Origin of the sequence: Actinosynnema sp. NPDC091369 (genome assembly GCF_044757065.1) — a bacterium.
Classification (GTDB): domain Bacteria; phylum Actinomycetota; class Actinomycetes; order Mycobacteriales; family Pseudonocardiaceae; genus Actinosynnema.
Genome location: NZ_JBIVUG010000005.1, coordinates 150,315 through 168,464, shown reverse-complemented (window position 1 = coordinate 168,464; position 18,150 = coordinate 150,315). Strand labels below are relative to the sequence as shown.

Annotated in this window: 15 protein-coding genes; 4 read left to right on the top strand and 11 right to left on the bottom strand. The window is 74.4% G+C overall.

Translation table 11 applies throughout. The annotated features are described in order from the left end of the window. Positions 1-45 precede the first annotated feature (45 nt). The 5 genes from ACIQMJ_RS20680 to ACIQMJ_RS20660 all read right to left on the bottom strand — a co-directional run bounded on the left by ACIQMJ_RS20680 (position 46) and on the right by ACIQMJ_RS20660 (position 5,985). Positions 46-627: a hypothetical protein gene (locus ACIQMJ_RS20680; protein WP_499762616.1), complete on the bottom strand. Its 582-nt coding sequence runs from the start codon at positions 625-627 to the stop codon at positions 46-48. Beyond that, on the bottom strand, positions 624-1,817 hold the full coding sequence (locus ACIQMJ_RS20675) for a sugar efflux transporter (protein ID WP_499762615.1): 1,194 nt from the start codon (positions 1,815-1,817) through the stop codon (positions 624-626). Before ACIQMJ_RS20675 ends, ACIQMJ_RS20680 begins: the two co-directional genes overlap by 4 nt. Positions 1,818-1,889: 72 nt before the next feature. After that, positions 1,890-3,467 (bottom strand): methyltransferase, encoded by a 1,578-nt coding sequence (locus ACIQMJ_RS20670; RefSeq protein WP_499762614.1) that lies wholly within the window; start codon positions 3,465-3,467, stop codon positions 1,890-1,892. Positions 3,468-3,541: 74 nt separating this feature from the next. Continuing rightward, on the bottom strand, positions 3,542-4,918 hold the full coding sequence (locus ACIQMJ_RS20665; RefSeq protein ID WP_499762613.1) for an acyl-CoA reductase: 1,377 nt from the start codon (positions 4,916-4,918) through the stop codon (positions 3,542-3,544). Then, a complete protein-coding gene (locus tag ACIQMJ_RS20660; RefSeq protein ID WP_499762612.1) occupies positions 4,915-5,985 on the bottom strand; it encodes an acyl-CoA reductase in 1,071 nt (356 codons plus the stop codon). The genes ACIQMJ_RS20665 and ACIQMJ_RS20660 overlap by 4 nt, the downstream gene beginning before the upstream one ends. Positions 5,986-6,360: 375 nt before the next feature. Between ACIQMJ_RS20660 and ACIQMJ_RS20655 the strand changes: the two genes are divergently transcribed. Continuing rightward, positions 6,361-7,305 (top strand): ATP-binding cassette domain-containing protein, encoded by a 945-nt coding sequence (locus ACIQMJ_RS20655; protein WP_499762611.1) that lies wholly within the window; start codon positions 6,361-6,363, stop codon positions 7,303-7,305. After that, positions 7,302-8,114: an ABC transporter permease gene (locus ACIQMJ_RS20650; RefSeq protein ID WP_499762610.1), complete on the top strand. Its 813-nt coding sequence runs from the start codon at positions 7,302-7,304 to the stop codon at positions 8,112-8,114. Before ACIQMJ_RS20655 ends, ACIQMJ_RS20650 begins: the two co-directional genes overlap by 4 nt. 66 nt (positions 8,115-8,180) lie before the next feature. Here the strand turns inward: ACIQMJ_RS20650 and ACIQMJ_RS20645 are convergent, their stop codons facing one another. From ACIQMJ_RS20645 to ACIQMJ_RS20630, 4 genes are all read right to left on the bottom strand, one after another. After that, positions 8,181-8,657: an SRPBCC family protein gene (locus ACIQMJ_RS20645; RefSeq protein WP_499762609.1), complete on the bottom strand. Its 477-nt coding sequence runs from the start codon at positions 8,655-8,657 to the stop codon at positions 8,181-8,183. 7 nt (positions 8,658-8,664) lie between these two features. After that, positions 8,665-9,021, bottom strand: coding sequence for an ArsR/SmtB family transcription factor (locus ACIQMJ_RS20640; protein ID WP_499763061.1), 357 nt, complete (start codon positions 9,019-9,021; stop codon positions 8,665-8,667). Continuing rightward, a complete protein-coding gene (locus ACIQMJ_RS20635) occupies positions 9,011-9,442 on the bottom strand; it encodes an SRPBCC domain-containing protein (protein ID WP_499762608.1) in 432 nt (143 codons plus the stop codon). Before ACIQMJ_RS20635 ends, ACIQMJ_RS20640 begins: the two co-directional genes overlap by 11 nt. Before the next feature lie 100 nt (positions 9,443-9,542). Then, on the bottom strand, positions 9,543-12,626 hold the full coding sequence (locus tag ACIQMJ_RS20630; RefSeq protein WP_499762607.1) for an ATP-binding protein: 3,084 nt from the start codon (positions 12,624-12,626) through the stop codon (positions 9,543-9,545). Positions 12,627-13,011: 385 nt separating this feature from the next. Between ACIQMJ_RS20630 and ACIQMJ_RS20625 the strand changes: the two genes are divergently transcribed. Beyond that, on the top strand, positions 13,012-14,814 hold the full coding sequence (locus ACIQMJ_RS20625; RefSeq protein ID WP_499762606.1) for a Crp/Fnr family transcriptional regulator: 1,803 nt from the start codon (positions 13,012-13,014) through the stop codon (positions 14,812-14,814). 6 nt (positions 14,815-14,820) lie between these two features. Here the strand turns inward: ACIQMJ_RS20625 and ACIQMJ_RS20620 are convergent, their stop codons facing one another. Further along, on the bottom strand, positions 14,821-16,044 hold the full coding sequence (locus ACIQMJ_RS20620; RefSeq protein WP_499762605.1) for an FAD-binding protein: 1,224 nt from the start codon (positions 16,042-16,044) through the stop codon (positions 14,821-14,823). A 100-nt stretch (positions 16,045-16,144) separates the two neighbouring features. Here ACIQMJ_RS20620 and ACIQMJ_RS20615 point away from each other — a divergent pair, with 100 nt between their 5' ends. Beyond that, on the top strand, positions 16,145-17,743 hold the full coding sequence (locus ACIQMJ_RS20615; RefSeq protein ID WP_499762604.1) for an outer membrane protein assembly factor BamB family protein: 1,599 nt from the start codon (positions 16,145-16,147) through the stop codon (positions 17,741-17,743). Here the strand turns inward: ACIQMJ_RS20615 and ACIQMJ_RS20610 are convergent. Then, entirely contained in the window at positions 17,736-18,146 is a 411-nt protein-coding gene (locus ACIQMJ_RS20610; RefSeq protein WP_499762603.1) for a carboxymuconolactone decarboxylase family protein, read from the bottom strand. The two genes, ACIQMJ_RS20615 and ACIQMJ_RS20610, sit on opposite strands and share 8 nt — an antisense overlap. Positions 18,147-18,150: the final 4 nt, after the last annotated feature.

Genomic DNA, 18,150 nt, shown 5'->3' with positions numbered 1-18,150 from the left:
AATTTCGCGGAGATCCGCTCGAAGAGCGCAAACCAGACGGTCGGTTCACTGACCGTGCGTAGCCCGCCACCGGTCGTAGTCCCCGGGTGTCCGAACGCCGTCGTCCAGCACCGACCGGTAGACGTCGAAGCTGCGGTAGTCCGGCCGCGAGTGCTTGATCAGCAGGATCGCCGCCCGCGTCTCCGGCGTGATCCGGGCGGGCAGGGCGCGCACGTGCCCGAGGTCGGGCTGGCGGTCCGGCTCGTCGACGAACCAGATGTCGGCGTTCCACTCGGGCGCCTCGTCGTGCCCCCTTCCCTCGGGCCGGTACTTCAGGCCCAGGTACAGCCCGTCCGGGTACGCGTCCGGCTCGGCGTTCCAGCGGCCCGAGTCCTTGCGGAACTGCACCACGCGCACCCGCTCGGGCCGGGCGAGCCGACCCGCGAGCGCCACCACGGCGTCCACGTCCAGCGCCGGGCACACCACCGTGATGTCGATGTCCGGCACCACCATCAGGCCCAACGCCGAGCTGCCGGTGCGCACCGGCTCGCCCAGCCCGGACAGCGCCGAGTCCAGCCCGAGGTCCGCCACGACGGCGTCCGCGCCCGCCTGCAACTCCGCCTGCCGCCGCAGCAGCTCGTCGATCACGCGTCCAGTATCGCGTCCTTGCGGCGTGCCGCGAACAGCAGCGCCACCCCCAGCGCCGACATCGCCAACCCCATGCCGTACGCGGTCCGGAAGCCGAAGTGCTGCGCGAGGCCGACCAGCGGTCCGGTGAGCATCGCGCTGGTCTTGTAGGTGTTGGTGAACAGCGTGCTCGCGTACCCGGGCCGGTCGGGCGCCAGGTCCTGGAAGTAGGAGATGCCGACGCCCATCACCGCGGAGATGACCACGGCGTGCAGCACCTGCGCCGCCATCACCTGCCAGGTCGCCTGCGTGAACAGCATGACCGTGTAGTAGGCCAGCGCGACCATGCCGCCCGACAGCACGAGGACCCGGTGGTTGACCCGCATCGCCAGCGCGCCGAAGCCCAGCATCAGCGGGATCTCCAGCGCCGCGCACAGCCCGAGGACCAGGCCCGCGTCCCGGGTGGTGCCGCCCAGGCTCTCGGTCACGAACAACGGCATCGCCGTCACGCCGACCGTGGTCGCGCCCTGCAGCAACACGAACGCCAGCGCCGCGAGCACCACCTCCCGCCGCAGCCCCGACTGCCGCGCGACCTCGTGCGTCGGCGGTGCCGACGGTCCCAGCTCGGGCAGCCAGGTCAGCGCCACCAGGACGGCCAGCACGTAGATCGCCGCGCTCACGCCGAACAGCCAGGTGAACCCGCCGCCCCCGATGAGCAGCGCGCCCAGCGGCGGGCCGCCCACCCAGGCGATCGACATCGTCATCCGCAGGCCGCTCATGGCCAGCGGCGCCTTCGACGAGCCGCTGCGCTCCAGCAACTGCCGCGCGTACGCGTACATCTGCGGGATCTGCGAGGACGAGACCGCCCAGAAGGTGACCGCGACCACCAGCAGCAGCCAGTAGTTCCGCAGCGCGGAGAACAGCACCCAGCCCACCGCGCCCGACACCCCGGCCGCGACGAGCAGCGTGCGGCGGATCGCCCGCGCGTCGGACAACCGTCCGACCAGCGTGCTCACCACCATCGACGCCAGGGCGCTGATCAGGAGGAACGCGCCGACGGCGACCGGTCCGGCGTGGACCTCCTTGATGAGGAACAACGACAGGAACGGGCCTGCCAGCGCGTAGCCGACACCGGTGAGCAGGCTCATCGACACCAGCGGGACGAACGAGTGGGACCGGGGCTGGGCGGGCGTTTCGCGCAGGACGGACACGTGAGGAATCCTCGTCGCCCGATCGGGCGACGAGGAAGCCGATTTCCACCATCCGGACCGGTGAGTGCGCGCTCACACGACGGCGCGCGCCACCAGCACCGCCATGTCCAGCGGCAGCTCGCGGATGTCCTGCAACGCGAAACCGTTGACCGCCAGGAGGTCGCGGTGCTCCTCTGTGGTCCGCTCACCGCCCTGGACGGTGTTGACCATCATGTGGACGTTGAACGCCAGCGGCAGCAACGTGCGCGGGTCGTCCTGGATCGGGCGTTCCACCACGGCCAGCGTCGCGCCCTCCGCCATCGCCGCGCGCACGTTGCGCAGGATCGTCGAGCACCGCTCGTCGTCCCAGTCGTGCATGATCCGCGACAGCAGGTAGAGGTCCGCGCCCGCGGGCACCGGGTCGTGGAAGAAGTCACCCGCGACCACCGACGCCCGCGCGCCGTGGCCCGCCAGCACCTCGGCCGCCGCGCCGATCACGTGCGGCCGGTCGAACAGCACGCCGCGCAGGCCCGGTCCGGCGGCCAGCACGAGGTCGAGCAGCCGCCCGTCACCGCCGCCCACGTCGACCACCGTGCCGGTGTCGGGCAGGTCCAGCAGTCCGGGCACCAGTCCGAGGAACGCCGTGCCCGCCGCCATCGCGCCCTCGAACAGCCGCGCGTCGGCCGGGTTCGCGGCGAAGTGCTCGAACGGCTGCGCGCCGTAGACGTGGCTGAACCCGCTCTCCCCGGTGCGCACGGCGTGTTCCAGGCCGCTGAACGACCGGTAGAACAGCCCGCCGTAGATCCGCGCGAGGTCCCGCTGCGACCCGGCCACGTCACCGCGCAGCAGCGTGCCGACCTCGGTCAACGACCACCGCTCGCCGTCGCGGCCCAGCACGCCCAGCCCGGCCAGGTAGGCGAGCACCCGGCGCAGCTTGTCCGCGCGCGAGCCGGTGCGGGCGGCCAGGTCGGCGGTGTCGAGGGGGCCGTCGGCGAGCAGGTCGGCGATCCCCAGCTCGGCCGCCGCCGCCACGGCCCGGGTGCGCCACGCGCCGGTCATCAGGTCGAGCATCGAGCGCCGCGGCTGGTCGGGCCGCCCGACGTGGTGCTCCAGCGCCTCGGCGTGGTGGCCGGGGGCCTGCACCGCGAGCCGGGTCGTGCCGCGGAAGTAGAGGGTGGTGTCCTGCCCGTCGTGGCCGCCGCCGTCCGGGGTGAGACCGGCGTCCCGCAAGGTCGCGCACACCCCGCGCAGCACCACCTCGTCGTCTTCGTCGACGCGGAACGCCACGTGCGACTCGGCCTCCCGCTCGGCTTCGGACATCTCCGCCCGCGGCACGAGCAGCCGCACCTCGCGGGACCCGACCGCGCCGCGCACGACCCGCACGTCGAGCTGCTGCCCGGCGCGCACCACGCGGCCCCGGTGCGGTTCCCGGGCGTCCACGCCCAGCCCGGCCAACGCCCCGACCAGGCCGGACGGCTGCGCCGCCGCCACGAACACCGCGGCGTGCCCGAACTCCAGGTGGCGCACCAGGCAGGCGGGTGGCTCACCGCCCACCACGGCGGCCAGCGCGTCCCCGGTGCCCCGGTCCCGCACGAAGGCCACCGCCTCCGCCAACCGGCGGAGGTCCCTCTCGCCGAGCGCGCCGGGCGCGCCGCTCACCGTCACGGTCATCGCTGATCCTCCCCAGAGGATGGCCGTGCCCCACCCGCGGGCGGGGCACGGCGGACTCGTCACCCCGAGCGGGGCTAAGGTCTGCCGAGCTCCGGGTGGAGCTCGATGTCGCACCAGCGCACCAGGCCGGCGATGCGCGGCTGCCCGTCGTGCCGCCACACCATGGACGCCTTGGTCATCGAGCCGGGCGCGGACACCCGGCTCGCACCCAGCACGGCCAGTTCCCGCGCGGTGCGCCGGAACTGCTCGCCGACCGCGCCGAGGCCGACGTTCTGCAGGTGCTTCGCGAACGGCCGCATCGCGTCCACCGCCGCGTCCACGTCCGACACGGCCACGATCCGGGCGACCCGGTTGCCCGCGCCGCTGAGCGGCATGAGCGCGTCGTCCAGCACGACCGTCCACTCCAGACCGTCGGGCGCCCAGACCTCGCCGGCGTCCGACGTGGCCGCGCGCCACTCGGCCACGAGCCGGCGGTGTTGCAGCACGGTGGCGTCCTGCTCGTCGATCGTCCCGGGCGGGCTGTCCCGGGCCTCGCGCCGCATCGCCTCGGCCAGGTGCTCGGCGATCACGCGGGCGTGCTCCTCCTGCACCAGGTAGACCTGCGGCGACAGGCACGCGTGCTGGTCGAACTCGCTGCAGTCGGCGGCGATCCGCCGGGCCACCTCGGCCGGGCCGTGCAGGGTTGCGTACTCCGCGCTGACAATGCCGAACGACAGCTTGTGCCCGTGCTCCTCGTACAGCTGGTGCGGCCGCACCCTGGCCCGGATCGCCGCGCACGCCTCGTCGCCGCCGTAGGCGATCACGGCGTCGGCCTGGTCCAGCGCGGCCTCCAGCACGTCCTCGTCGTCGCGGTCCCAGTAGGTGGCCACGACGGCGTCGGCCAGCAGCGGCTCGACGTCGTGCAGGGTGCGCAGGAACGCGGCGGTGAAGTGCGGTTCCCTGGCGGGGATCTTGGCGATCACGGACGCCTTCACCAGCAGCGCCCGCACCAGCGACCGGGCGGGCAGGCCCGGGACGTTGCCGGAGAACACCGCCAGCACGGTGCGCGGCCCGACCGCCGTCGTGCCGTCGCGGAACCCGTCGAGCACCTCCGGGTCGCCCAGCTCCCGGGTCAACGCGGCCAGCAGCGACTCGGCGCGCAGGTTGCCCAGCTCGGCGTCCAGCGCGCGGTCGATCGTCTCCTCCGACATGCCGGTGACCAGCGCCGCGTCGCGCACCGCGGCCCGGCGGGCGGTGAAGTCCCGCTTGGCCCACAGGTCCACGACCGCGTCGATCGCCTCCACGATCCGCCGCACCGGCAGCCGGCGCAGCTCCTCGTGCGCGGCGCGCAGGCCGTCGCCGACCGCGGCCCAGTCGGTCGGTCGCACGCCGCGCCACTCGTGCGCGCCGGACGCGAGGGTGAACGGCACGCTGTCGGCCGTCTGCCAGTCGGGCAACCAGGACACCGTCACGCCGCGCCTCCCGTCATCTCGTCCAGGGTCAGCGAGCAGCCGCGGCTGGTGCTGCCCGCGATGCGGCCCGCGATCGCCACGCCCTCCGGCCCGGCGATGCCGACGTCGCCGGTGAGCAGCACGTGCGGCCGGTCCAGCAGGGACAGGTCGGTGATCTCCAGCAGGCCGCGCCCCTCGGTGAGGTGCTCGCGGGTGCGCGGGTCGCGGACCTTCGGCCCTCCTGCCGGGTGGCTGCCCTTGGGACGTTCGCCGAGCGGTCCGACCGGTGTGTCCGAGGCGTCGTAGAGCATGTTGGCCAGCTCGGTCATGCCGAAGATGTTGCCGTGGTGCTCGATGCCGAAGACCCGGCGCACGGCGGCGCGCAGGTCGTCCACGCGCATGATCCGCGAGCGGCCCTTGAACCCGCCGCCGTCGTACATCCGGGAGCCGGGCGGCAGTTCCCAGCTGCGCCCCTGCGCCTCCAGCGCGTCGCAGATGTTGACGAACGCGAAGGTCGCCCCGACCAGCACCACCGGCAACCCCTCGGCCACGGCGGCGTCCAGGCGCCGCCCGAGCAGGTCGAAGTCCACCCCGTCGACCCCGACGACGGCCGTGCTGAGCTCCGGGTCGCCGCACGACTCGGCGACCCGGGCCATGTCGAACGCGATCGCCATGTCCGGCGCGGCCTCCTCCGTCGGCGCGAACGGCAGGACCACCGGCCGCACGCCGTCGTCGGGCCGCAGGTGCCGCTTGGCGTTGGCCTCGATGGACAGGCGCTTCAGCTCCAGGCCGCGCGCGGAGTAGCGGACCGTGCCCCGGACGCTCCCGGTCGTTCCGCTGGTGCGGAACACGCGCACCGGTGGCGCGTCCGGAAACAGGTGCGGACCCCCGTCTTTGTAGGCGGTGTCGGGGATGCCGACGCCGACCCCGACCTGCTTCCAGTAGCGGGCCACGTCCGGCGAGTTCGCCAGGGCGAGCTCGACCAGCTGCTCGTGGAGGTCGAGGGGGTCGCCGACGCCGTCGCAGACGAGCCGTGCCATGTGGTCGAAGAGCCGCGCGACGTGGGGATCGTCGTGGGCAACGGTCATCGAGAAATCCTCCTGGGGTGAAGGTCGAACCCGGAGAGGTCAACAGCGGGCGGACGCGTCGGACAAGGTCCGTCCCCGGAACGGGGCACCGCTGACCGGGGGTTCTCCGAGGGCCCAGGATGACTCAGGGAAGGCTTGCGTAGAACCGAACGTCAGCGTTCCGCTTCGGGAAGCGGAACGCCGAGCGGTCCGGTCGGTGCATGCGGACCGCCCCCGGAACGCCCCGGAACGCGTGCGAACGTCCGTGAACGCCCGGCATGTCATCGGGACGGCTCTTGACACGCTCGTCGACATGCGCGCTGACACGCGTCTGCACGCCCGTTGACATGTCCGTCCCGGACCGTCTGCCCCGTACAGCAGGGGAAGGGGAAAGACATGGAGTACGCCTTCGAGGCGGAAGGGCTCGTCAAGCGGTACGGCAAGACGACCGCGCTGGCCGGCGTCGACCTCGCCGCGCGGCCGGGCACGGTGCTGGGGGTGCTCGGGCCGAACGGCGCGGGCAAGACGACCGCGGTGCGCATCCTGGCCACGCTGCTCCGGCCGGACGCCGGACGGGCCGCCGTCGGCGGGCTCGACGTGGTGTCGGACGCGGCGCGGGTGCGCCGGCTGATCGGGTTGACCGGGCAGTACGCCTCGGTGGACGAGGACCTGACCGGCGTGCAGAACCTCGTGCTCATCGGGCAGCTGCTCAACCTGCGCACCGCGCAGGCCAAGGCGCGGGCCGCGGAGCTGCTGCGCGACTTCGAGCTCACCGACGCCGGCGCGCGGCCCGTCAAGACCTACTCGGGCGGCATGCGCCGTCGGCTCGACCTGGCCGCGAGCCTGGTCGGTCGGCCCGACGTGATCTACCTGGACGAGCCGACCACCGGGCTGGACCCGGCCAAGCGGGACGACATCTGGAACGTGGTGCGCGCGCTCGTGGCCGACGGCGCGACCGTGCTGCTGACCACGCAGTACCTGGAGGAGGCGGACGCGCTGGCCGACGAGATCTCGGTCATCGACCACGGCCGGGTGATCGCGCACGGCACGCCGGCGTCGCTCAAGCGGATCGTCGGCGGGCAGACCGTGCTGGTGCGGCCCGCCGACCCGGCCCGGCTGGCGGAGGCCGCCGCGGTGCTGGCCGAGGTGTCCGGGCACCAGCCGGAGTCGACCGGGCGGGGCGTGGTGACCGTTCCGGTGGACGGCGACGCGGCGTTCACCGAGGTGGTGCGGCGGCTGGACCAGCGGCGGATCGCGGTGACCGAGCTGTCGCTGCGGCTGCCGAGCCTCGACGAGGTGTTCTTCACGTTGACCGGAAAGCACACGGAGGTGGCGGCATGAGCGCGGTGACGGTGTCCCCGGCGGTGGCGGCCCGGGTGACGGCGCAGCGGCCGTTCGCCCTGGCCCGCCACAGCCTCGCGCTGGCGCGGCGCAGCCTGATCAAGACCATGCGCTCGCCGGAGCAGCTGCTGGACGTGACGTTGCAGCCGGTGATCTTCGTGGTGCTGTTCGTGTACCTCCTCGGTGGCGCGGTGTCCGGGTCGACGCACGAGTACCTGCAACTCCTGCTGCCCGCGATCATGGTGCAGACGACCATGTTCGGCGGGATGGCGACCGGGGTGAACCTGAGCACCGACATCGGCAAGGGCGTGTTCGACCGGTTCCGGAGCCTGCCGATCGGCCGGTCCGCGCCGTTGATCGGCTCGGTGCTCGGCGACCTGATCCGGTACGTGGTGGCGGTCGTGTCGCTGCTGCTGTTCGGCACGCTCATGGGGTTCCGGGTGGAGACCGGGGTGCTGCCCGCGCTGGCGGCGTGCCTGCTGGTGATCCTGTTCGCGTTCAGCCTGAGCTGGGCGTTCGTGCTGGTGGGGATGCTGGCGCGGCAGCCGGGCGCGGTGCAGGGCATCGGCTTCCTGGCCCTGTTCCCGCTGACGTTCGGCACGAGCATGATCGCGCCGGCGGAGACGCTGCCGGGGTGGCTGCGGGCGTGGGTCGAGGTGAACCCGGTGACGCACGTGATGGACGCGTCACGCGGCCTGATGGTCGGCGGACCGGTGGCCGGCCCGGTGGCGTGGACGGTGGCGTGGTCGGCGCTGTTCGTGGCTGTGTTCGCGCCACTGGCCGTGCAGGCTTACCGCCGTCGCGCCTGAGCGTTCAACTCGCGTGTTCCGAGCGTAGGACTCACGCGTTCCGAACGTAGGACTCGCGCGTGGGGGTCAGCGGGGGGTGGTTTCGGGGACGCGGGCCTGGCCGTCGCTGTTCGGCAGGCCCGCGCCCGTCGTGATCAGGCTCGGCAGGCTGGTGGTGACGTAGAAGCCCCAGGCGTTGGCGCACACGTCGAAGCACTCGTAGGCGGGCACCAGGCCGTGGTGGGTGAAGCGGACCTCGGTGCCGTCGGCGCGTTCCGCGATGTCGAACGTGACCGTGGTGCCCACCCACTCGGTCTGGTCGGAGGTGAAGTCGAAGTGGTTCTCCAGCACCAGCCACGACACCTTGCGGCCGGGCACGGCCTCGGTCACCCGGATCCGGCAGCGGTGCACGTCGCGGAAGTGGTAGTCGAACTCGGCGCCGGGGTGGTCGGTGGGCCCTTCCACTTCCTCCGACCACCAGCCCCGGACGTCCACGACGGCGTCGAAGACCTCTTCCGGCGACTTGTCCACGGTGAACGCGGTGGTGAATCCCTGATCGGTCATGGTGTCCTCACGTTTCGTCGGTGTCGGCCGCGGTACCGCGGTCCAAGTGGTCTTTCAGGGCGCCGAGGGGGCCGTCCCAGTCGCGGGCGAGCGCGGCCAGGAACCGCTGCGCGACCTGCATCGGCGCGGACCGCAGGCGGTACCGCACCCGGCGCCGCTCCCCCGGTTCCGCCGTCACCAGGCCCACGTCGGCCAGGAGGGCGAGGTGCCTGGCGATCGCCTGCCGGGTGATGGGCAGGCGATCGGCCAGGTCGGTGGCCGTGGCGGGACCCCCGGACGCCAGCGCGGCCAGGATGGCGCGCCGGGTCGGGTCGGCCAGGGCGGTGAAGACCTGTTCGGCGACGGTCTCGGCGTCAGGCGCCACGGACGTGGTCGACCAGCTCACCCAGCTCGCTCGTCCAGCCCTCGCTGTGGGCGTCGTAGGCCCTGCGGTGGTTGTCCTCGGGCAGTTGGGCGAACCCGGTCTCGGCCACGGTCAGCCGGGTGCCCGTGCCGACCGGTTCCAGGGTGAACTCGACGTACGTGCGCCGCGGGTCGTCCTCGGGCATCCCGAACACCGGCCAGGTGAAGCCGAACACCGTCGGCTCCTCCACCCGCTCGACCCGCATCTCGACCGTCGGCCCGTCGTTCCAGCTCATCCGCGCGGTGCCGCCCGGCCGCAGGTCGATCGTGGCCGCGTGGCCGAACCACGCCGCCAGGCCCTCGGCGGTGGTGATCGCCGCCCACACGGCGTCCGGCGGCTGGGAGATCTCCACGACCCGCTCGATCCGATCCGGGAATCCCATGCCGACCTCCATCAAGTAGCAACTGATTGGTTGCTACAGTATGGCAACCAGGAAGTTGCGTCAACCGCGATGGCACGGGTGGGGACCGGCGGTCCTGGGCTCAGGCGCGGACCAGGGCGATCGCGTCGATGCGGTCCAGCGCCACACCCGTGGCATAAGCCAGGTCGTAGGCGGCGTCACCCACGTCGGCGCGCAGGCGGTCGGCGAGGCGGACGACCTCGGGATTGCGGGAGTCCGGCGCACCGCGCAGCCGCTCGCCCGCGCCCAGCGCCTTGGCCGCGTCCGTCGGGTTGCCGAACCGGGCGTGCACGGCCGCGGCAGCGACCGCGACGTGGGCCAGCACCGGCATGTCCTTGGCCGACATGGCGTGCTCGAACGCCGTGCCGATCGCCGCCGCAGCCGCGTCGCGGTCACCGCGCTCCACCGCGAGGTGCGCGTGCGAGGTGAGGATCCGCGCGTGGAACTGGGGCACCACCAACGGCTGGCGTTCGAGCGCCGCGCCCGCCGCCTCGTACTGCCGTTCCGCCTCGGCCAGGTCGCCCTCGTACCGCGCCAGGTCGCCCAGCACGAGCCGGGCGAACGCGACACCGCGCGCCGCCCACGGCCTCGGTGTCGGCTTGGTCAACGCCAGGCAGTCCGCGCGCGCCCGTGCCACGTCGCCCCGCTGCACGCGCGCGGTGGCGAGCAGGATGCGCTCGTGGGCCGCGTCGTCGTCCGGGTCCAGCTCGGCCAGCAGCCCGATCGACTCCTCCAGCGCCGCCATCGCCTGCTCCGGCTCGCCGAACGCCAGGTGCGCCTCGGCGGCGCCGGTCAACGCCTGGGCCAGCGCGAACCGGTCGCCGATCTCGCGCAGCCCGGCGATGGCCGTGGCGATGCCCTCCCGCGCGCCGCGCAGGTCGCCCTCGTTCTCCCGGACCGCGCCGCGCACCATCCACAGCACGGCCCGCGTCCACGGGTCCGGCGTGTCCAGCCGCTCGTCGACCGCCGCCAGCGCCCGCTCGCCGTCGTCGAGGAACAGGCCCAGCATCGGCTCCAGCAGCACGAGCACCGGGTGCTCGCCGGTGGACTCGGCGGCCAGCTCGGTGAGCGTGGCGATGTGGGTGTCCAGGTCCCTGAAGCCGCCCGTGACCGCGTTGTTGACCAGCAGGTACGCCGACGCGACCTGCCTGGCGGTGTCGGGCGGGTGGCCCGGCACGGCCAGCGCGAGGCGCAGCCACGGCACCGACTCGGCGCGGTTGCCGCGCATGGTCCAGAACATGCCCATCGCGGCGGCCAGCCGCACGGCCGTGTCGGCGTCACCGCTGTCGGCGGCGAAGTGCAGCGCGGCGACCAGGTTGTCCCGCTCGGCCTCCAGCCGGGCGATCCAGGTCATCTGCTCCTTGCCGCGCAGGTGCGGTTCGGCGGCCTCGGCCAGGTCGCGGAAGTACGCGGCGTGCTCGGCGCGCGCGGCGGCGACCCGGCCGCCCTCGGCCAGCCGTTCCAGGCAGTACTCGCGGATCGTCTCCAGCATCCGGTACCGGGACCCGGCCACGACCTGCACCAGCGACTTGTCGACCAGGGCGGCGAGCAGGTCGAACGCGCGGTCGCCGGCGAGCCGTTCCGCGGCCTCCAGGTCGAAACCCGCCGGGAACACGGCCAGCCGCTCGGCGAAGTCCCGTTCGGGGGCCGACAGCAGGTCCCAGCTCCACGCCACCACCGCGCGCAGCGTCTGGTGCCGGGGCATGGCGGTGCGGCTGCCGCCGGTGAGCAGGCGGAACCGGTCGTCCAGGCGGGCCGCGAGCTGCTCGACCGACAACGACCGCAGCCGGGCCGCGGCCAGCTCGATGGCCAGCGGCAGGCCGTCCAGCCGGCGGCAGACCTCGGCGACCGCGTCGGCGTTCTCCGGCGTCACGGCGAATCCGGGTCGCACGGCCGCCGCGCGGTCGGCGAGCAGCCGCACGGCCGCGTCACCGTCCAGCGGCGGCACCGTGCTGACCACCTCCCCGTACACGCCGAGCGGTTCGCGGCTGGTGGCCAGCACGCGCGCCCGCGGGCACCGGCCCAGCAGCTCGTCGGCGAACCGGGCGGCCGCGTCCACCAAGTGCTCGCAGTTGTCCAGCACGACCACGGCCTCGCTGCGCGACAGCACGTCCACCAGCCGGGTCATCGGGTCGGCCACCGCCACCGGGCGGTCGACCGAGCGCTGGTCGCGCAGCCCGAGAGCGCCGAGCACGGCGGGCGCGACGTCGTCCGGGTCGGTCACCGACGCCAGTTCGACCAGCCACGCGCCGCCGGGCAGCCGGGCCGCGACCGTGGTGGCCAGCCGGGTCTTGCCCGCGCCGCCCGGTCCGACCAGGGTGACGAGCCGGTGCTCGGCGAGCTGCCCGACGATCCGGTCCACGTCGGCGGACCGGCCGACCAGGCTCGTCAGCGGCGCGCGGAGGTTTCCGGCCCGCGGCAGGTCGCCCAGGCCCGCCGGGTCGGCGCGCAGGATCTCCCGGTGCGTGGCGCGCAGTTCCGGGCCGGGGTCGGCGCCGAGCTCGTCGGCGAACCGGCGGCGGATCTCCTCGTAGCCCGCCAGCGCCTCGGCGGCGCGGCCCGACGCGACGAGGGCGCGCAGCAGCAGCGCCTGGAGCCGTTCACGCAGCGGGTGGCGCGCGGCGAGGTCGGTGAGCTCGGCGACCAGGTGCTCGGCCCGGCCGCACGCGAGGTCGGCCGCGGCGCCGTCCTCCACGACGGCCAGCCGGGTCTCGTCCAGCCCGGCGACGTAGCCGACCGCGAACGGCGCGCCCGCCGCGTCGACCAGCGCCGGGCCGCGCCACAGCGCCAGCGCCTCGGCCGCCGACCGTCGCGCGGCCACCGGGTCGCCGGCGGTCAGCGCGGCCCTGGCCTCGCGGGCGAGCCGGTCGAACCGCAGCGCGTCGACCGCGTCGGCGGGCAGGTCCAGCAGGTAGCCGCCGGGGGCGGAGCGCAGCACGTCGGCGGGCAGGGCGCGCCGCAGCCGGGACACCAGCGACCGGACCGCGGCGACCTCGTCGGCCGGCCGGTCCTCCGGCCAGAGCGCGTCGGCCAGCTCCTCGGTGGTGACGACCCGGCCCGCGGCCACGGCCAGCCGGACCAGCAGCGCGCGCACCCTGGCGCCGCCGACCTCGATCGCCGTGCCGTCCGCCGTGACCTCCAGCGGCCCCAACACCCCCACCAGCATGCGATCACTGTGCCACGGCCGGTGGTGGCGGGAGGCGCGGGCCACCCGCGGTCGCGGCGCCGCGACCGCCGTCCGGGCGGGCCGGAAATCCGAGTGATCCTCCGGAGCCCGCCCGGGGTCTCGCCAAGCACCCGGTCGAAGATGTTCACTACGACAAAGAACTTGCACGGTTTTCCGCAATAGTGCGGATAACGGTCGGACATCCGACCATTCGTACCGTAACAATGTCAGGGATGCGCTAACGAATGCCCGGAGCAACCGATATCGCCGCTATGGACGAGGATTCCACTTCGGTGGCGCGTGGACCCGCGCCCGAACGTCGCAAAGCGGCGTCCGAACGCCGGAGCCGCGCCGTCGCAGACCGAGCAACCACCTGGGGTGCCGGATGAACAGCCGCATGGTCGAACTCGAAGCAGTCCTGGCCCGGTCCGCGCCGGACCGGCAGGCGGCCCGCCGCCTCGCGGTGGACCTGGCGCGCTCGCTGGACGCGCTCAGCGCGCGCCGCGACGTGGACCGCCTGCTGCGCTGCGCCGCCGGGCTGACCCGGATCGGGTCCGCCGACGCCGCCGACGCGCTGCTGATCGCCATGCTGGCGCTGGTGGACCCGACCGGACCCGAGGCGTCACGGGTGCGCGACCAGCAGGCGCTGGCGTCGGTGGCCCGCGGCCGGCGGGAACCGGGCACGACCGCGCCCCGGCAGGTCCGGCGCAGGCCGCCGAGCAGCGCGTTCGGCCGCGGCACGCCGTTGCGCCAGGTGGTCGGCGACTTCCTGGACCCGCTGCCGGTGCCCGACCCGGTCGCCGTCGGCTCGATGGCGGTCGCCGTGGAACCCGCCAAACCGAGCGAAACGGGCGCGCTGGAACTGGCGTTACAGCGCAACGCGGCGGTGCTCGGGTCCAACCACCCGCAGACGTGCGTGCTGCGGTTGAACCTGATGTGCGCGCGGTTCCGGATCGCCCGCGACCACGGTGACGCCGAAGAGGTCGCCGAGTCGCTGACCGACCTGCGCGACGCGACCGACCGCGTGCTCAACGCGCTGGGCACGCACCACCCGAGGGCGTTGGTGGCCGCGGCGAACCTGGCGTCGGCCGAGTTCGAGCTGGCCCGCGTGCGCCGGTCCGCGGAACGGGCCCGGCTCGCGCTGCCGAGCCTGCGCTCGGCGGCCGACCGCACCGCGACCCGGCTGGGCGCGGACCACCCGCACGCGGTGATCGCGACGTCGAACCTGGCCTCGGCCGAGCTGGAGCTGGCCCACCTCGACGGCACGCGGTCCCAGGCGCAGCGGCTGCTGGACGTGGTGCGCGACGCGTCGATGCGGGCGGTGTCGGCGCTGGGCGCGGACCACCCGGCCGTGCGGGCGCTGGACGAGCAGCGGCGCGCGTGCGAGGCGCTGCTGTCCGGTGTCGGGCCGGACCCGTCGTTCGAGCGGGGCTACGCGTCGTTCGCCGACGCGGGCCGGTCGCTGGCCACCGCGAAGCCGGGCGCGCCCGCGGTGCGGCAGAACCCGACGACCGCGGAGTGGCCGCCGGGCACGTTGCTGGCGAGGCTGCGGGAGAGCAGCCGCCAGGAGCTGATGTCGCTGGGCACCACGGTCCGCTACGCCGCCGACCGGGAGATCATCGTCCAGGACGCCACCGACACGCACGTCTTCCTGCTGCTCGAAGGCGTGGTGAAGGTGCTGGTCAACGACGCGAGCGGGGACACCGCGGTGCTCACCGTGCGGGTCGCGGGCGACCTGGTGGGCGAGCTGGCGGCACTGGACCACAAGCCGCGGTCGGCGACCGTGATCACGTGCGGTGACGTGACCGCGAAGCTGATCACGAGCGCCGAGCTGCACGGCTTCCTGCACCGCCGCAACGACGGCTTCGTGGAGCTGATCGGCGTCATCGACGACCAGCTGCGGTGGGCGAACCGGCGGCGGCGCGACTTCCTGTCCCACACCGCCGCCGAGCGGGTCGCCCGGGTGCTGGCCGAGCTGGTCGGCGCGCACGGCAGGCAGGAGGTCGGCGGGTGGGTGCTGGGCATCCCGCTGACCAAGGTCGAGCTGGCCTCGATCGCCGGGATGAAGCCGCGCACCGCCGAGAAGGCGTTCGCCGACCTGCGCAAGGCCGGTGTGGTGGTCAGCCACCTGCGGCGCGACGTGGTCGTGCCCGACCTGGACGGGCTGCGGCGGTTCGCGCGGATGTGAGGCCGGTCAGGCGCTGAACCAGCCGTCGACCAGCGGGTTGCGGAACGTGCGGTCCGGGTCGAGCCGGTCGCGCAGCTCGGCGAACCGCGCCCAGTGCGGGTACCGCTCGCCGGGGTCGGCCAGCTCGAACAGCTTGCCCCAGTGCGGGCGCGGTCGCCACGGGCTCAGCGCCGCCTCGACCTCGCGCAGCACGGCGCGGACCGCCGCCTCGTCCGGCTGCCAGGTGAAGTGGAACGCCGCGCTCGGCCGGTCGTGCACCGGGCTGAGCCACTGCGCGTCGGCCGCGATCGTGCGGACCTCGGAGGTCAGCAGCACCGGGGTGATCTCGGCGGTCAGGTCGTTGAGCGCCCGCAGCGCGTCGGCGGCGTGCTCGCGGGCCACGAAGTACTCGGACTGCAACTCGCGGCCGACGCTGGGGGTGAAGTCGGCGCGGAAGTGCGGCAGCCGCTCGTGCCACGGGCCGGGCACGCCGAGCTGCGTCGTGCAGTGCAGGGCGGGCTGGCCGGGCACCGGGTGGACCGGTTCGGTGGCGGGCGTCGCGCCGGTCCAGGCCAGGTCGTGCCGGGTGTCGGTGGTGCGGTGCTTGGCGAACACGTGCGCCACGCCCTGCCAGGTGGTGAAGGCGCTGACGCTGTAGGCGCTCGCGAACACGGCGTCCACGTGCTCGACCAGGGCGTCGAACGGCATGTCGCGGTAGACGCGCTGCTCGACCTCGAAGGCCGGCACGACGTCCAGCTCCACCGCCACCACGACGCCGAGCGAGCCGAACGCCACCACCGCGCCGTCGAACCCGGCGTCCCCCCTGGTCAGGGTCGTGGTGCTGCCGTCGGCGGCGACCAGGTCGAGCGAGCGGACCAGGCTCGCGAGCGACGGGACGTCGTTGCCCGAGCCGTGGGTGGCGGTGGCGCACGCGCCGATGATCGTGATGTGGGGCAGCGACGGCATGGCGGGCAGCGCGAGGCCGGCGGCGTGCAGCCGCTCGGCCAGCCGCGCCAGCCGCGTCCCGGCGCCCACCTTCACCGTCGCGCCGCGGACCTCGAACACCTCGGGCATGCGGTCGAGGCTGATCAGCGTGCCGTCGGTGTCGGCGATGGTGCTGAACGAGTGCCCCGCGCCGACCACGCGCGCCGACCCGGCGGCGCGGACGACGTCCTGGAGCTCTTCGACGGACGTCGGGTGCGCGGTGTGCGCGGCGGAGAAGGTGAAGGTGCCTGCCCAGTTGGTGCTCACCGGCCCGATTCTGCCCCATCGCCCACCGCCTCCCGGCCACCCGAGGCGGTGGGTGGAACGGATCACCGCCGCGTGCCGTCCCACGCGGGGAGGTGCCGAGATGCTGCGGTACATGACGGTGGCGGGTGCGCTGTGCGCCGCGTGCGCGCCGTTCCTGCCGGGTGGCGTGCCCCGGCCGGACGTCGACGCGTCGGTGATCGGGATCGTGGTCGGTGTCGTGCTCGCGGCGCTGCTCGCGGTCGTCGGCGACCGGGCGGCGCGGGTGCCGGCCGCGGCGGTGGGCGTCGGGTCGGCCGTGGCCGTGTGGTGGCTCCTGGCGTCGGACCTGCTGATCGGCCTGACCGGTGACGACCTGCCGGTGTTGGCGGTCGGTTCGCTCGCGGTGGCGGTGGGTGCGATCGGACTGGTGGGACGGCGTCCACCGGCTGAGCCGGACGACGCCGCGGGACGACGGCCGGACCGGTGGCGGGTGCGGCCGGCCGGCGCCTTGGCGGCCGTGGTGGTGGCGGTGGCGGCGTGGTTCGCGCCGGTGGCGGCGGAGGCGGTGGTCGTCCGGTCCGACCCGCGCGACGCCCGGGACTTCGCGCCGGAGCCCGTGGCGGAGCGGCCGGGTGGTCGGCAGTGGGCGTGGCAGCCGCCGGCCGACGTGGTCGACGTCGCGCCGATCCTGCACGGGGTCGCGGTGGCCACCCGGGACGGGGCCGTGGTCGGCTTGAACGGGACCGACGGGCGGGTCGAGTGGCGGTACGCCCGGCCCGGGGCGCCGGTGGGCGCGGTAGTGGGGTCGGTGGACCGGCGGACCGTGGTGGCGTCCTTCCGGTCCGCGCACGACACGCGGGCCCAGTCGGTGGTGGTGCTCGACGCCGACACCGGGACGCCCCGGTTCGGGATGGTGGTCCGGTCCGTGCTGGTGGAGACCGGGCAGCTGATGCCGGGCGCGCGCACGCTCACCGTGCGCGACGGCGAGGTCGTCACCGGGTACGACGTGATCAGCGGCGAGCCGCGGTGGCGGTGGTCGCCGCCGGACGGCTGCACGTCGTGGTTCGGCCAGGTGGCGTGGGGCCGCACGACCGTCCTGGTGCCCACGGAGTGCGCGGAGACCTTGGGCGTCACGGCGTTGGACGAGGCGACCGGCGAGCCGCGGTGGCGGCACGAGGTCCGGCGCGTCGAGGGGGGCGACGAGCGGCAGGACGTCCGGCTGCGCGGCACGCCGGACGGGTCCACCGTGCTCCTGGAGACCTTCGGCTCGGCGCAGGCGCCGGGGGCGGTGCCGAACGGGTTGCTGGACGCCGACACCGGCCGGGTGCTGTCCCGGCCGGAACGGCCCTGGACCGTGCGCACAGACGTCGGCGCCACGCCGTTGGTCGAGGACAGCGAGGGCGGCCAGGTCAACGGTCTCACCGCGCTGGACCCGGCCACCGGCACGACCACGCCGCTCCCCGTCGGGGACTGCCCGCTGCGCACCGCGGACCTGACGACCGCCACCACCTACGTGCGGGCGTGCGGCGACAACGGCCGTGAGCTGACCGTGGTGACGCACCCGCTGGACGGCTCGCCGCCCACCTCCACCCCGGTCCGCCTGGACGGCTCGGGGGCGCGCGGCCGGCCGGACGTGCTGCTCGTCGCCGCGCCCGGCGCGATCGTGCTCACCCGGACGTCGTTCGGCGGCACCCCCGCCCCGGTGGTCGGCCTCAGGTGAGCCGGGCGCTGATCGCCAGCCGGTTGTAGGCGTTGACCACCGTCGCCACCCACACGACCTGCTGCACCCGCACCTCGCCCACCGCGCGGATCGCCGAGTCGAGCACCGCGTCCGGCACGTGCCCGTCGTGCACCAGCGTGACCGCCTCGGCCAGCGCCAGCACGGCCCGCTCCGACCCGGTGAAGGCGGGGTCGGTGCGCCAGGAGGAGACGTCACGCGTCTCCCCCGCCGCCGCGGCGGCCTCGCCGTGCAGCCGGGTGCAGTAGGTGCAGCCGTTGAGCTGCGAGCACCGCAGCCGCACGAGTTCGACCAGCCCGACCGGCAGGTCCACGTCGTCCACGGCCTTGGCCAACGCCTCCAGCGACGCGAACCCCGGCCCCGCGAACGGATCCAGCCTCAGCACCACC

Excerpts from the sequence above, each read along its gene's own strand:
- ACIQMJ_RS20670 (WP_499762614.1), bottom strand. The coding sequence starts at position 3,467 with ATGACCGTGACGGTGAGCGGCGCGCCCGGCGCGCTCGGCGAGAGGGAC.
- ACIQMJ_RS20660 (WP_499762612.1), bottom strand. The coding sequence starts at position 5,985 with ATGACCGTTGCCCACGACGATCCCCACGTCGCGCGGCTCTTCGACCAC.
- ACIQMJ_RS20655 (WP_499762611.1), top strand. The coding sequence starts at position 6,361 with ATGGAGTACGCCTTCGAGGCGGAAGGGCTCGTCAAGCGGTACGGCAAG.
- ACIQMJ_RS20650 (WP_499762610.1), top strand. The coding sequence starts at position 7,302 with ATGAGCGCGGTGACGGTGTCCCCGGCGGTGGCGGCCCGGGTGACGGCG.
- ACIQMJ_RS20645 (WP_499762609.1), bottom strand. The coding sequence starts at position 8,657 with ATGACCGATCAGGGATTCACCACCGCGTTCACCGTGGACAAGTCGCCG.
- ACIQMJ_RS20635 (WP_499762608.1), bottom strand. The coding sequence starts at position 9,442 with ATGGGATTCCCGGATCGGATCGAGCGGGTCGTGGAGATCTCCCAGCCG.
- ACIQMJ_RS20630 (WP_499762607.1), bottom strand. The coding sequence starts at position 12,626 with ATGCTGGTGGGGGTGTTGGGGCCGCTGGAGGTCACGGCGGACGGCACG.
- ACIQMJ_RS20625 (WP_499762606.1), top strand. The coding sequence starts at position 13,012 with ATGAACAGCCGCATGGTCGAACTCGAAGCAGTCCTGGCCCGGTCCGCG.
- ACIQMJ_RS20615 (WP_499762604.1), top strand. The coding sequence starts at position 16,145 with ATGCTGCGGTACATGACGGTGGCGGGTGCGCTGTGCGCCGCGTGCGCG.